This window comes from Streptomyces cavernae (genome assembly GCF_004023625.1).
Lineage (GTDB): Bacteria > Actinomycetota > Actinomycetes > Streptomycetales > Streptomycetaceae > Streptomyces > Streptomyces cavernae.
Map to the genome: position 1 here is coordinate 17,003 of NZ_RPDJ01000066.1, position 16,049 is coordinate 33,051.

Consider the following 16,049-nt stretch of genomic DNA (forward strand, 5'->3'; position numbering starts at 1 on the left):
ACAACCGGAAGAGACTCCGATGGCGACTGAATCGCAGCTGCTCGACGCGTTGAAGTGGGTCACCGCCGACCTGCACAAGGCCCGCGCGCGCGTGGCGGAGCTGGAGAACGCGGACAGCGAGCCGATCGCGATCGTGGGCACCGCCTGCCGGCTGCCCGGCGGGGTGCGGTCGCCCGAGGAGCTGTGGCGGCTTCTGGCCGACGGCACCGACGCCATCGGCGCGTTCCCCGCCGACCGGGGCTGGCAGCTCGACCGGCTCTTCGACCCCGACCCCGACCACCACGGCACCTGCTACATGACCGAGGGCGGCTTCGTCCACGACGCCGCCGGCTTCGACGCCGAGTTCTTCGGCATCTCGCCCCGCGAAGCCACCGCGATGGACCCGCAGCAGCGGCTGCTGCTGGAAACCTCCTGGGAGGCGCTGGAACGCGCCGGCGTCGACACCGCGACCCTGCGCGGCAGCCGGACCGGCGTGTTCGCCGGGCTGTCCCAGCAGGACTACGGCTCGCTGCTGGCCGCGTCCCCGGAAGGCATCGACGGTTACGCGGCGACCGGCAGCTCCAACAGCGTGCTGTCCGGCCGGGTCTCCTACGTCCTCGGACTGGAAGGGCCCTCGCTCACCATCGACACGGCGTGCTCCTCGTCCCTCGTCGCGCTGCACATGGCGGTGCGGTCACTGCGGGCGGGCGAGTGCGACCTGGCGCTGGCCGGCGGCGTGACCGTCATGTCCACCCCGGCCGTGCTGGTCGCGATGTCACGCCAGCAGGCCCTGGCCACCGACGGCCGCTCCAAGGCCTTCTCGGCCGACGCCGACGGCACCTCCTGGTCCGAGGGCGCCGTCGTCCTCGCCGTCGAACGCCTCGCCGACGCCCGCCGCCACGGCCACCGCGTCCTCGCCGTCGTCCGCGGCACCGCGATCAACTCCGACGGCGCCTCCAACGGCCTCACCGCCCCCAACGGCCCCTCCCAGCAGCGCGTGATCCGCGCCGCGCTGGCCGACGCCCGCCTGTCGGCGGCCGACATCGACCTCGTCGAGGCGCACGGGACCGGCACGAAGCTCGGCGACCCCATCGAGGCCGACGCACTCCTCGCCGTCTACGGCCGCACCCGCGCGGCGGACCGGCCGCTGTGGCTGGGCGCGCTGAAGTCCAACATCGGGCACACCCAGGCCGCCGCCGGAGCCGCCGGCGTCCTCAAGGTGGTGACCGCGCTGCAGCACGCCACCATGCCCAGGACTCTCCACGCCGAACAGCCCTCACCGCTCGTGGACTGGGACTCCGGCGCCGTCCGCCTGCTGACCGAGCCGCGTGCCTGGCCGGCCGGGGACACCCCCCGCCGCGCCGCCGTCTCGGCGTTCGGCATCAGCGGCACCAACGCCCACGTCATCCTCGAGGAGCCCCCGCCCCAGCCCGCGCCCGACGACGCGCCCGCCGCGGCCGGACCGCTGCCCTGGGTGCTGAGCGCGCGCACCGAGGACGCGCTGCGCGACCAGGCCCGGCGCCTGCTCGACCATGTGCGCCGCTCCCCGGACCTCGACGTCGCCGCTGTCGGCCGGTCGCTCGCCACCACCCGCACCGCGCTGCCCCGGCGCGCCGTCGTCGTCGGCGCCGACCAAGCCGAACTGGAGGCGGCGCTGGCCTCGTTCGCGGAGAACGGCACCGCCGTCACCGGCACCGCCACGCCCGGCAAGGTCGTCTTCGTATTCCCCGGCCAGGGCTCGCAGTGGCCCGGCATGGGCACCGAACTCCTCGCCGCTGGCGGCGCGTTCGCCGAGAAGGCCGCCGAATGCGCCGAAGCGCTCCGCGAGTTCCTGGACTGGGACGTGCTCGCCGTGCTGCGCGGCGAACCCGGCACGCCCCCGGTGGAGCGCGTCGACGTCCTGCAGCCCGTGCTGTTCACCGTGATGGTCTCCCTCGCCGCACAGTGGCGCGCCATCGGCGTCGAACCCGACGCCGTCGTCGGGCACTCGCAAGGCGAGGTGGCCGCCGCCCACGTGGCCGGCGCCCTCTCGCTGCGGGACGCCGCCGCCGTCATCGCACGCCGCAGCCTCGCGATGCTCCCCCTGGCCGGCGACGGAGCCATGCTCTCCGTGCTCGCCCCCGCCGACGAGATCACCCGCCGCCTCGCACCGTGGGCCGACAGCCTCTCCCTCGCCGCCGTCAACGGCCCCGCCGCTGCGACCGTGGCCGGCGACGCCCGGGCCTGCGACGAGTTCGCCGCCGCCTGCGAGGCCGACGGGATCCGCGTCCGGCGCGTCCGTGGCGTGGACGTCGCCGGCCACTCGCCCCTGCTCGACGTCCTGCGCGACGAACTGCTCACCGCGTTCGCCGACCTGGCCCCGCGCACCGACGCCCTCCCGATGCTGTCCACGGTCACCGGCACCTGGGCCGAACCCGGCGCCCTCGACGCGGAGTACTGGTTCCGCAACGTCCGCGGGACCGTCCTGTTCGAACCCGCCGTCCGCGCCCTGCTCGCCGGGGACCACCGAGTGTTCGTGGAGATCGCCCCGCACCCGGTGCTCACCCTGCCCGTGCAGCAGATCATCGACGACGCCGAGGTGACCGCCTCGGTGTCCGGCACCCTCGCCCGCGACGACGGCGGCCCCCAGCGCCTGGCCACCGCCCTCGGCCAGGCCCACGCCAACGGCGCGCCGGTCGACTGGACCAAGGTGTTCCCGGGCACCGGGACCGTCGACCTGCCGACGTACGCCTTCCAGCACCGCACCTACTGGACCCGGGTGCGTGCCGCGGCCGGCGACCTGCCCGCCGTCGGAGTCGAGCCGGTCGCGCACCCGCTGCTCGGCGCGCTGGTCGCGAGCGCCGAGGACGACACCGTCGTGCTGACCGGCCGGCTCGGCACGGACACCCACGGCTGGCTGTCCGACCACGCCGTGGCCGGACAGGTCGTCCTCCCCGGCACCGGCCTGGTCGAACTGGCCGTGCTCACCGGCGACCAGGTCGGCTGCCCCCAGGTGGCCGAGCTGACCTTCGAGGTGCCGCTGGTGCTGCCCCGTGAGGGCGGCGTGCTCGTCCAGGTCCGCGCCGGCGCACCCGACGACGACGGCGTCCGCGACTTCGGCGTCTACGCCCGGCCCACCGCGGCGGCACCGCAGGCCCCGTGGACCCGGCACGCCTCGGGCGCCCTCGCCCCCGGGGACGGCACGGCGACGGAACCGGAACGGCTGGACCAGTGGCCGCCCACGGGAGCGGAGGAGGTCGACGGCACCGAGGTCTATCGGATGATGACCGGGGCCGGCTACGGCTACGGCCCCGTCTTCCGCGGCCTGCGCCGGGCGTGGCGCCGCGACGACGAGGTGTACGCCGAGGTCGCCCTGCCCGGGCCCGCCGTCGGCGACGCACCCGACTTCGCCCTGCACCCCGCGCTGTTCGACGCCGCCCTGCACGCGATGTTCCTGCTCGGCGACGGCCAGGACGCGGTCCGGCTGCCGTTCTCGTGGCAGGACGTCGAGGTGTACGCGGACGGCGCGACCGCGCTGCGCGTCCGGCTCACCCGCACCGGCGCCGACGCCGTGTCAGTGCTGGTCGCCGACACGACCGGCGCGCCGGTCGCGTCCGCCGGATCGCTCGTGGTCCGCCCGATGACGGCCGCTCCCGCGGCCCCTGTCCGGCACGACTCGCTCTACCAGCTCCGCTGGCGCGCGCTCGACCACGCGGAGGGTCCCGGTGGCCGCTGGGCGCGCTGCCCGGGCGCACCCGTGCTGGCCCACGCACTCCCCGACGCGGTCGCCGTCGACGGCCCCGACGGCCTGACGGCACTGTTCGAAGGCACCGACCGGCCCGACGCCGTGCTGTATCCGGTGCCGGCCGGCGAGGGCACCGGCCCGGTCCTGGACACCCTGGCCCTGCTGCAGGAATGGCTCGCCGACCCCGCCCGCGAGGACACGCGGCTGGTACTCGTCACGACCGGTGCGGTCCCCGCCGACGGCGACGTCACCGACGTCCCCGCCGCCGGTGTGTGGGGCCTGGTGCGGTCGGCCCAGTCCGAGCACCCCGGCCGGTTCACCCTCCTCGACCTCGACCCCGCCGGCTGCGCGCCGGAGGCCGTGGCACACGCCCTGGGATCCGGTGAGGAGCAGATCGCCGTCCGCGGCAGTGTGCTGCGCGTTCCGCGGCTGTCCTCCTGGGACTCCGGGACCGTGATGGCGCCCCCGGCAGGCGAGAGCGCCTACCGGGTGGAGAACACACGGCCGGGCACCATCGACGGGCTCGCGCTCGTACCGTTCCCGGACGCCCTCGCCCCGCTCGCGCCCGGCCGCGTCCGCCTCGGGATCCGGGCCGCCGGGCTGAACTTCAAGGACGTCGTCGTCGCACTGGACATGGTGCCGGGCCTGTCCGGGCTCGGCGGCGAGGTCGCCGGTGTGGTCCTGGAGACCGGACCCGGCGTACACGGCTTCACGGTCGGCGACCGCGTGTTCGGCCTGTCCACCGAAACCCTCGGCCCCGTCGGCGTCACCGACGAACGGCTGCTGGCCAGGATTCCCGAGGGGATGTCCTTCGCCGAGGCGGCCGCCGTGCCGATCACGTTCCTCACCGCCTACTACGGGCTCGTCGACCTCGCGGACGCACAGCCGGGCGAGAAACTGCTGCTGCACGCGGCCGCCGGCGGCGTCGGCAACGCCGCCCTCCAACTCGCCCGCCACCTCGGGCTGGAGGTCTACGCGACCGCCAGTCCCGCCAAGCACGCCTTCCTGCGGGACCTGGGCATCCCCGACGACCACCTCGCCAACTCGCGCACGCTCGCGTTCGAGGACCGCTTCCGCACCGCGACCGGCGGCGCCGGCGTCGACATCGTCCTCGACTGCCTCAACGGCGAGTTCGTCGACGCCGGCCTCCGGCTGCTGCCGCACGGCGGCCGGTTCCTGGAGATGGGCAAGACCGACAAGCGCGACCCGGAGCGCGTCGCCGCCGACCACCCCGGCGTCGCCTACCGCGTCTACGACCTGCTCGAAGCGGGCACGGACCGGATCGGCGAGATGCTCGCCGAGATCACCCGCCTCCTCGCCGCCGGCGAACTCCACCCGCCCCGGCTCACCACCTGGGACCTGCGCCGCGGCCGGGACGCCTTCCGGGCGCTGAGCCAGGCCACGCTCATCGGCAAGGCCGTGCTCACCGTGCCCCGCGCCCTCGACCCCGACGGCACCGTGCTCATCACCGGAGGACTCGGCGCCCTCGGCGGGCTGACCGCCCGTCACCTCGTCGAGCGGCACGGCGTCCGGCACCTGCTGCTCACCGGCCGGCGCGGCGCCGACTCCCCGGGCGCGGCGGAGACCGTCGCGGAACTGACCGCGCTCGGCGCCCGGGTCACCGTCGCCGCGTGCGACGTCGGCGACCGCGACGCCCTGGCGGGCCTGCTCGCCGGGATCCCCGCGGAGCACCCCCTGACCCTCGTCGTGCACGCCGCCGGCGTCCTCGACGACGGCCTGCTGGAAAGCCTCGACGCCGAACGGGCGGACCGCGTGCTGCGGCCCAAGACCGAAGCCGCACTGCACCTGCACGAGCTGACGAAGGACGCCGACCTCGCCGGGTTCGTGCTGTTCTCCTCCCTCGCCGGAGTGCTCGGCGGCCCCGGCCAGAGCAGCTACGCGGCGGCCAACGCCGTCCTCGACGGGCTCGCCGTCCACCGCGCCGCACGCGGCCTGTCCGCCCTGTCGCTGGCCTGGGGCTTCTGGGAGGAGCGCGGCGCGATGACCGGCCACCTCGGCGACATCGACGTCCGCCGGATGGGCCGGGGCGGCGTACTCGCCCTCTCCACCGACGAGGCGTTCGCCCTGCTCGACACCGCCCTGGACGCCGGCCTGCCCACCCTGGCACCCGCCCTGCTCGACCCGGCCCCGCTGACCGCCGAGGGCGCCCGCGTCCTGCCCGTCCTGCGGGACCTCGTCCGGCCGGCCGCGCGCCGCCGCGGGCGTGCCGGACGGAGCGACGACGGCTCGCTCCGGGACCGCCTCACGCCCCTCACCGGCACCGAACGCGCCACCGTCGTGCTGCGGCTGGTGCGCGAGCACGCGGCCGCCGTACTCGGCCACGCCGACGCCGAGACGGTGCAGCCGGGCAGCACCTTCAAGGAGCACGGCTTCGACTCGCTCACCGGGGTCGAGTTCCGCAACCGGCTCTCCGCCGCGACCGGCCTGCGCCTTCCGGTGACCCTGGTCTTCGACCACCCCACCCCGCGCGACCTCGCCGGCCACCTGCTCGCCGAACTCGTCGGCGCCGCCGACACCTCCGAAGCCCCCGCACCCGCGCCCGACGCCCGGGCCGCGCGCCCGGACACGGACGACCCCCTGGTCATCATCGGCATGGCCTGCCGCTACCCCGGCGGCGTCGCCTCCCCGGACGACCTGTGGGACCTCGTCATCGACGAACGCGACGCCGTTTCCGGCCTGCCCGCCGACCGCGGCTGGACCCCGAAGACCCCGGTGCGCGGCGGCTTCGTCCAGGACGCGACCTCCTTCGACGCGGAGTTCTTCGGCATCACCCCGCGCGAGGCGCTCACCATGGACCCGCAGCAGCGGATCCTGCTCGAAACCTCGTGGGAGGCCGTGGAACGGGCCGGCCTCGACGCCCACGCCCTGCGCGGCAGCCGGACCGGCGTGTTCGTCGGAGCCGCCGCACAGGGATACGCGAGCCTGTTCGCCGCGGGCTCGGACAGCATGGCCGGCTACGGCGTGACCGGGACCTCGGCCAGCGTCGTCTCCGGGCGCGTCGCCTACGCCCTGGGGCTCGAAGGACCCGCGGTCACCGTCGACACCGCCTGCTCGTCCTCGCTCGTCGCGCTCCACAACGCGGCCGCGGCCCTGCGGGACGGCGAGTGCGACCTCGCGCTCGCCGGCGGCGTGTCGATCATGGCGAGCCCGTTCCTCTTCGACGACTTCGCCCGCCAGGGCGGCCTGGCCGCCGACGGACGCTGCAAGGCCTTCTCCGCGGCAGCCGACGGCACATCGTGGGCCGAAGGCGCGGGCATCCTCGTCCTCGAACGGCTGTCCGATGCGACGCGCAACGGACACCCCGTGCTGGCCGTGCTGCGCGGCAGCGCCATCAACGCCGACGGCGCGTCGAACGGCCTCACCGCGCCCAGCGGCCCCGCCCAGCAGCGCGTCCTGCGGGCCGCCCTCGACCGTGCGGGGCTGGCACCGTCCGACGTCGACGTCGTCGAGGCGCACGGCACCGGCACCACCCTCGGCGACCCGATCGAGGCGCGAGCGGTGCTCGCGGTGTACGGCGGCGAACGCCCCGAACCGCTGCGGCTCGGCTCGCTCAAGTCCAACATCGGCCACGCCCAGGCGGCGGCCGGAGTCGGCGGCATCATCAAGATGGTGCAGGCCCTGCGCCACGGCGTGCTGCCCCGCTCCCTGCACCTGACCGAACCGACCCCGCACGTCGACTGGGCGGCCGGCGCGGTCAGCCTTCTGACCGAGACCACCCCGTGGCCCGACCTGGACCGGCCCCGGCGCGCGGCTGTGTCGTCCTTCGGCATCAGCGGCACGAACGCCCACGTCATCCTCGAACAGGCCCCCGCCCTCCCGGCACCCGCACCGGAGCGCGGTCCCGTGCCGCCGGTCCCGCTGGTGCTGTCCGCGGCGAACGAACCCGCCCTGCGCGCACTCGCCGGTGCGGTCCACGAACACCTGACCCACGGCGCGGACCCGTCCGACGTCGGGTACTCGCTGGCCACCACCCGAGCCGCCCTGGAACACCGGGCAGCGGTGCCCGCGCCCGACACGGCGACCGCGCTGGCCGGGCTCGCCGCCCTGCGCGACGGCACACCGGAACCCGGGCTGCTGCGCGCGACCGCGGCCGACGGCGGCCTCGCCGTGCTCTTCTCCGGCCAGGGCAGCCAGCGCCCCGGCATGGGACGCGAGCTGTACGAGGCGTTCCCGGCCTACGCAGCGGCGTTCGACGCCGTGTGCGCCGCATGCGATCCGCACCTGCCGGCCGGGACGTCACTGCGCGACGTCGTCTTCGGCGGCGAGGGCCTCGACGACACCCGCTTCACCCAGCCCGCGCTGTTCGCCGTCGAAGTCGCCCTCTACCGCCTGGTGGAGAGCTGGGGAGTACGGCCGGACTACCTGATCGGACACTCCGTCGGCGAGATCGGCGCGGCCCACGTGGCCGGCGTGCTGTCGCTGCCCGACGCCTGCCGCCTAGTGACCGCCCGGGCCGCCCTGATGGGGGACCTGCCGCCGGGCGGCGGCATGCTCGCCGTCGGACTGCCGGAGGCCTCGGTGACCGCCGGACTCGACAAGGCGCTGGGGGACCGGGCCGGCACGGTCGCCGTCGCCGCGGTCAACGCGCCCGCCGCCGTCGTCCTCTCCGGCCCGGTCACCGCGCTCGACCTCGCCGCCGAGCACTTCTCGGCCGAAGGGGCGCGCACCCGCCGCCTGCCGGTCAGCCACGCCTTCCACTCCCCGCTGGTGGAACCCGCGCTCGCCGCCTTCGCCGACGTCCTCGCGGAACTGGACTTCGCCCCGCCGACCGTACCGATCGTGTCCGACCTGACCGGCACACCGGTCGCCGCCGACGACGTCACCACCCCCGGGTACTGGCTGCGGCACGCCCGCGAAGCCGTCCGGTTCGCCGACGGCATCGCGTTCCTCGCCGGAGCGGGCGTCCGCACCTTCCTCGAACTCGGCCCGGACCGCGCCCTGACCGTCATGGCGGCACAGTGCCTCGACAGCGGGACGGACACCGAGTGCGTCGCCGCCCTGCGCCGCGACCGGGACGAAGTCGAGTCCCTGCTCACCGCGGTGGCCGCCGGGCACGTCCGCGGGGCCGGCCCGGACTGGTCCGCGGTGTTCGCCGGCACTGGTGCACGCCGGGTCGACCTGCCCACCTACCCCTTCCAGCGCCGCCGGTACTGGCCGGACCCGGCTCCGGCCGGCGGCACCGCGTCCGGGCATCCGCTGCTCGGCGTCGAGGAGACCTCGGCGGCCACCGGGGACGTGCTGTTCACCGGGGAACTGTCCCCGGCGCGGCAGCCGTGGCTGGCCGACCACACCGTGCTCGGCACGGTGCTGTTCCCCGGCACCGGCTTCGTCGAACTCGCGCTGTGGGCCGGCGCTCGCGTCGGCACGCCCGCCCTGGAGGACCTGACCCTCAGCGAACCGCTGCCGCTGCCGGCCGGGGGCGTCCGCGTCCAGGTCGTCGTCGGTGCCGGGCAGGACGGCCGCCGGCCGGTCGCCGTCTACTCGGCGGCGCCGCAACAGGACTGGGTCCGCCACGCCGAGGGATGGCTCGCGCCCGGCGCACCCCTGGCACCGGCGGACCCCGGCCCCTGGCCGCCCGCGCACGCCCGCGCCGTGGACGTCGACGGGCTCTACGACGGCCTCGTGACCGCCGGCTTCGGCTACGGACCCGCCTTCCGGGGCCTGACCGCGGCCTGGCAGGGCGAGGACGAGGTCTTCGCCGAGGTCTCGCTCCCGGACGCCCTCGCCGCCTCGGCCGGGTCCTTCACCGTGCACCCGGCCCTGCTCGACGCCGCCCTGCACGCGCTGGCGTTCCGGCCGGGAGCGCGGGCGAGCGCACGGCCGAAGCTGCCGTTCAGCTGGAGCGGCATCGGCGTGGGACGACCGGGAAGCTCCACCGTCCGCGTGCACCTGCGCGAGACCGGCCCCGACCAGGTATCGGTCACCCTGACCGACACCGACAACCGTCCCGTCGTCCGCGTCGGGGCACTGGCGCTGCGCGAGACCGGCCGCTCACGCGCCGACGACCTCCTGCGCGTCGACTGGGTGCCCGCCCCCCAGACCGAGCAGCCCGCGCGGCCCGAGCCGGTCACCCTCACCCTCGACCCCGCCGGCGCCGATCCCGCGACCACCCACACCCTCGTCCAGCGGCTGCTGAAGGAGGTGCGGACCTTCCTCGACGGCCCGGACACCGGTGCCCCGCTGGTCGTCCGGACCGTCGCCGCGACCGACGACGACCACCCGGACCCCGCGCACGCCGCGGCCTGGGGACTGCTCCGCTCCGCCCAACTGGAGGCCCCCGACCGGATCGTGCTGGTGGACACCGGTTCCGCCGACGCCGACGCCGACGCCGACGCCGCGGTGCGCACCGCGCTGCGGGTCGCGGACGAACCGCAGATCCGGGTGCGCGACGGACAGGCGTATGTGCCCCGGCTGACCCGGGTCACCGGCGGCGACCCGGCCGCCGCGCCGTGGCCCCGGTCCGGCACGGTCCTGATCACCGGCGCCACCGGCATGCTCGGCGGACTGGTCGCCCGGCACCTGGCCACCGAGCACGGAGTCCGGCACCTGCTGCTGCTCAGCCGGAGCGGCCCCGACGCACCGGCGGCCACGGCCCTCGGCGCGGAACTGACCGCCCTCGGCGTCACGGCCACGTTCGCCGCCTGCGACGTCACCGACCGGGCCGCGCTGGAGCGCGTACTCGCCGGAATCCCCGGGGAGCACCCGCTCACCGCGGTGGTGCACACCGCCGGCGTCGTCGAGGACGGTGTGCTCGGCACGCTCACGTCCGAGCAGGTCGAGCGGGTGCTGCGGGTCAAGGTCGACGCTGTCCACCACTTGCACGAACTGACCGCCGGCCTCGGCCTGGAGGCGTTCGTGGTGTTCTCGTCGCTGGCCGGCACGCTCGGTGGCGTGGGGCAGGCGAACTACGCCGCCGCCAACGCCTACGCCGACGCCCTGTGCCGCGTGCGGCGCGCACGGGAACTGCCCGGGCAGTCCCTGGCATGGGGGCCCTGGGCGGAGGGCGCCGGAATGACCGCGGCGCTGTCGGACACCGACCGGAGCCGGATCGCCCGGTCCGGACTGCTGGCCTTCACCCCCGACGAGGGCGGCGCGGTACTCGACCATGCCGTCGGGACCGGTCTGCCCGTGGTCGTCCCCGTCCGCCTCGACCCGCGGGCGCTCGGCGAGCCGGACGCACACCCCATGCTGCGGGCCCTGGCCGTGCGTCCCCGCCCCGTCACCGCCCCCGCGACGTCCCTGCGGCAGCGGCTCGCCGGACTCCCGCCGGAAGACCGGCTCACCACGCTCGCCGAACTCGTCCGCGGCGAGGCCGCGACCGTCGCCGCCCTGCCGTCGCCCGGATCCCTGCCGCGCACCAGGACGTTCAGCTCGGCCGGGTTCGACTCTCTGATGGCGGTGGACCTGCGCAACCGGCTCGGCGCCCTCACCGGGGTGCGGCTCCCGGCCACCCTGATCTTCGACCACCCGACCCCCGACGCGCTCGCCGCACACCTGCTGGACGAACTCGCGCCGCCCGAGCCCACGAACGCCGACCCGGCGCTCGCCGCGCTCGACCACCTCGAAACCGCCGTGCGCGACCACCCGGGCGACCGCGGTGCCCTCGCGTCACGACTGCGCCTGCTGCTCACCCGCGTCGAGCAGCCGCCGAGCCCGGACGACGGCCTCGGCGACCTGGAGGACGACCTCGATACGGCCGAACTTCTCACCCTGATCGACGACGAGTTCGGCATCCGCTGAAACACCACCGAAAGGCGATATTCCGATGACCACTGGAGACAACGTGCTCGCACGTACCTGGCCCGAGCAGATCAGCGGGCTCTACGACTGGTTCGCGGCGCACCGCTCGACCGACCGGATCATCCAGGGCGAGACGCCCGGGCTGTGGCACGTGTTCGGCTACGACGACATCGCGGAGATCTTCGGCGACCACACCCGGTTCTCCAGCGACTTCAGCGCCCTGCTGCCGCCGAACCCGGACATGGACTGGTTCGCCACCGGCAACTTCCTGATGATGGACCCGCCCGTGCACCGCCGGCTCCGTTCCCTGGTGTCGAAGGCGTTCACACCCAGGTACGTGGCCTCGCTGGAGCCCCGGGTCCGCGAGATTGCGTCCGGCCTGCTGGACAAGGTCGCCGGCCAGTCCCGCATCGACGTCGTCGCCGCCATGGCGTACCCGCTGCCCGTGGTGATCATCGCCGAGCTCATCGGCGTGCCCGGCGACGACCTGGACCTGTTCCGCGGCTGGGCCGAGGCGTTCGTCAAGAACAACGGCGAGGAGGGCGCCATGCCGACGCCCGAGCAGATCGAGGCGTTCCGGCCGACCGGCCGGGCCATGAACGCCTACCTGCTGGAGCACGTCGCCAAGCGCCGCGCGAACCCGGGCGACGACCTCATCAGCGAGCTGGTCGCCACCGAGGAGGACGGCACCCCCAGCCTCTCCGACGAGGAGATCGTCTCCTTCTGCGCCCTGCTGCTGATGGCCGGTCACGTGACGACCACCGCACTGCTGGGCAACACGATCATGTGCCTTGAGGAGAACCCAGGGGTGGCCGACCGGCTCCGCGCCGACAAGAGCCTGATACCGGCCGCGATCGAAGAGGTGCTGCGGCTGCGCCCGACCCTGGTCCGCCAGTCCCGGCTCACCAAGCAGGAGGTCGAGGTCGGCGGCAGGACGGTGCCGGCCGGGCAGGTGCTCTGCGTCTGGGCGGCCTCGGCCAACCGGGACGAGACGCACTTCGCCGACCCGGACCGCTTCGACCTCGACCGCAAGCCCAACCGCCACCTCGCCTTCGGCAGCGGCATCCACTTCTGCCTGGGCGCGCCCCTGGCCCGGCTGGAGGGCCGCGTGGCACTGGAGCTGATGCTGGACCGCTACAGCCGGATGTCGGTCGCGACGGACGAGCCGGTGGAGTTCCACAACCCGCAGGTCGTGCTGGGCGCGAAGAAGCTGCCGTTGGACGTCGAACCCGCCTGACCGGCTCCCGCCCCCGCCCCAGGGGCGAAGTCCGCGAAGAGTAGGGGCTCGGCCGGTCCGAGTCGGGGTACCGGCCCGGACCGGCCGACCTAGCGTGGCCGCGGTGGCGGTCCGCTGCCCGGCGTGAACGAATCTCAGGAGCTGGTGATGGATTCCGCAGCAAACCAGGATGTCTCCGTCGCCGACGTCGTCGACGCGTTGAGGGCGTCCCTGCTGGAGAACGAGCGGCTGCGCAAGCAGAACAGCACGCTGCTGGCCGCCGCGGGCGATCCGGTCGCGATCGTCGGCATGGCGTGCAGGTTCCCCGGCGGCGCCGACACGCCGGAGAAGCTGTGGGACCTCCTGATGGACGAGCGCGATCCGATGGGCGCGCTGCCCGCCGACCGCGGCTGGGAGACCGGGCGCGTGCCCGAGGGCAGCGTCGGTGCGTTCCGCGACGACGCCGCGCTGTTCGACGCGGGTTTCTTCGGCGTGTCACCCCGCGAGGCGGTCTCCATGGACCCGCAGCAGCGCGTGCTGCTGGAGTCCTCGTGGGAGGCCCTCGAAGGGGCCGGGGTGGACCCGACGTCGCTGCGGGGCAGCCGGACCGGCGTCTTCATCGGCGGCGCGCAGCAGGAGTACGGCGCGCTGCTGATGAACTCCGCCGAAGCCGACGACGGTTACGCCCTCACCGGCCTCCCGGGCAGCGTGCTGTCCGGCCGCGTGTCGTACGTCCTGGGGCTGGAGGGCCCCGCGGTCACGGTCGACACGGCGTGCTCGTCGTCGCTGGTGTCGCTGCACCTCGCGGCACAGTCCCTGCGCAACGACGAGTGCGACCTGGCCCTGGCGGGCGGCGTGCTCATCATGTCCTCACCCGCGATCTTCACCGAGTTCTCCCGCCAGGGCGGCCTCGCCGGTGACGGCCGGTGCAAGTCCTACGCCGAGGGTGCCGACGGCACCGGCTGGGGCGAGGGCGTCGGCGTGCTCGTCCTGGAACGGCTGTCGGACGCCCGCCGCAACGGCCACCACGTGCTCGCCGTCGTACGGGGCTCCGCGGTCAACCAGGACGGCGCCTCCAACGGCCTGACCGCGCCCAACGGTCCCTCCCAGCAACGGGTGATCCGCGCCGCGCTGGCGAGCGCCGGCCTGGAACCCGCCGACGTCGACGTGATCGAGGGCCACGGCACCGGGACCGCCCTCGGCGACCCGATCGAGGCCCAGGCGCTCCTGGCGACCTACGGCCAGGACCGGGACGTCCCCGCCTACCTCGGCTCGGTCAAGTCCAACATCGGACACACCCAGTACGCCGCGGGCGTGGCCGGCGTGATCAAGACCGTACTGGCGATGCGCGCGGGCGTGATCCCGGCCACCCTGCACGTCGGGCGCCCCAGTTCGCGGGTCGACTGGGCCGCGGGGGCCGTCGACGTGGTGACCGAGCGGCGCCCGTGGCCGGAGACCGGCCGCGTGCGCCGGGCGGGCGTGTCGTCGTTCGGGATCAGCGGGACGAACGCCCACGTGATCCTCGAAGGCGTCGAGGAACCCGCGGCGGCCGACGACGCCGTCCCCGATCCGGCCGGGCCCGTGCCGCTCGTGGTGTCGGGGCGCGACCACGCCGCCGTACGCGCCCAGGTCGAACGGCTCGAAACCTTCCTCGACACCCACCCCGACGTCCCCCTCGGCGATGTCGCGTGGTCGCTGACGTCCACGCGGGCACGGCTGGAGCACGGAGCCGTGCTGGACGCCCGCGCCCGGTCGTCCTTCCCCGAGAGCGCGGTCGAGGGCGGCCTGGCGTGGATGTTCACCGGTCAGGGTGCGCAGCGGCCGGGCATGGGCGCTCAACTGCACAGGACCTTCCCGGTGTTCGCCGAGGCCTGGGACGGGATCGTGGCGCACTGGCCGCAGGGGGTCCTCGCCGAATGGGGCCTGGACGACCTCGCGAGCGGGCTGGAGAACCCTGCCTCCGTGTCCGGTGACGTCGACCGGACCGGCCTCGCGCAACTGCTGCTGTTCGCGTTCGAGGTGTCCCTGGCGCGGTTGTTGGAGTCGTGGGGGGTGCGGCCCGAGGTCGTGGTGGGGCATTCGATCGGCGAACTGGCCGCCGCGTGCGTGGCCGGGCTCTGGTCCGTGCCGGACGCCTGCCGGATCGTGGTCGCCCGGGCCGGCCTGATGCAGGCGCTGCCGGCCGGCGGTGTCATGTGGACGGTCGGCGCGGGCGAAACCGAGGTCGCGGACCTGCTGGGTGACGGGGTCTTTGTCGCCGCCGTCAACTCGCCCACCTCCGTCGTGCTGTCCGGCGAGGACGGGCCGGTCGCGCGCGCGGTGGAGGTACTGCGGGAACGCGGCGTGCCGGTGCGGCGGTTGCGCGTCTCGCACGCGTTCCACTCTCCGCTGATGGAGCCGATGCTGGAGCGGTTCCGGGCCGTCGTCGAGTCCGTGGAGCACCACGAGCCCCGGATCCCGATGGCCGCCACCGGGGGAGGTCGCGCGGACGTGACGAACCCCGGCTACTGGGTGGCCCAGGTGACCGGCACCGTCCGGTTCGCCGACGCCGTCGGCGCCGCCGGAACGTGGCTGGAGATCGGCCCGGCCGGGGTCCTGAGCACACTGGTCGACGCCGGCGTCGCCGCGGTCCGCGGACCGGAGACCGAGGCCGCCGACGTCACGGAGACCGCCGGGCGGCTGTGGCTGCGCGGCCACCACGTCGACTGGGACGCCCTGCTGCCCGGCCGCCGCCGGGTCGACCTCCCCACCTACGCGTTCCAGCGCGAGCGGTTCTGGCTGTCCCCGGCCGCCGCGCCCGGGATCGGCGACGAGTTCTGGTCGCTCGTCGCCACGTCCGACGTGGACGGCATGGCCCGCGAACTCGCGGTGGACGCGCGGAACCTCACCGAGGTGGTGCCCGCCCTCACACGGTGGTGGCGCGACCACGGCGGGCGTCGGGACCACGACGGCTGGCGCTACCGGGTGACGTGGAAGCCGGTCTCCGTCGACCGCGACACCGCGCCGGACGGGCGCTGGCTGTGCCTGGTCCCCGAGGACGGGGCCGGGCCGCTGCCGGACCTGTCGTCCGGGCCGTTCGAGGTGATCGCCTGCCCCACCGACCGGGCGGCTCTCACCGTACTGCTCGCCGAGTCGTTCGGCCGTCACCGCGCCACCGGGGTGCTGTCGTTCCTCAGCGGGCTCCCGGAAACCCTGACGGTGATCCAGGAGACGATGGCGGCGGACGGGCCGCCGCTCTGGGTGGCGACGCGCGGGGGAGTGTCGACCGCCCCCGGCGAGGGGATCGAGCCCGAGCAGGCCCGTCTGTGGGGTCTCGGCCAGGTGGCCGGCCTGGAGTGGCCCGCCGGATGGGGTGGTCTCGTCGACATC

The 16,049-nt window shown here is 75.1% G+C and carries 3 protein-coding genes; all 3 read left to right on the top strand.

Annotated elements, in window-relative coordinates; genetic code table 11:
• Window positions 1–19: 19 nt before the first annotated feature.
• On the top strand, window positions 20–11,464 hold the full coding sequence (locus EF387_RS43640; RefSeq protein WP_128382154.1) for a type I polyketide synthase: 11,445 nt from the start codon (window positions 20–22) through the stop codon (window positions 11,462–11,464).
• A gap of 25 nt (window positions 11,465–11,489) precedes the next feature.
• Window positions 11,490–12,701, top strand: a complete 1,212-nt coding sequence (locus EF387_RS43645; RefSeq protein ID WP_128382155.1) for a cytochrome P450 — start codon at window positions 11,490–11,492, stop codon at window positions 12,699–12,701.
• 147 nt (window positions 12,702–12,848) lie between these two features.
• Window positions 12,849–16,049: type I polyketide synthase (locus EF387_RS43650; protein ID WP_162467335.1), on the top strand; the 3,201-nt coding region annotated here is incomplete at its 3' end.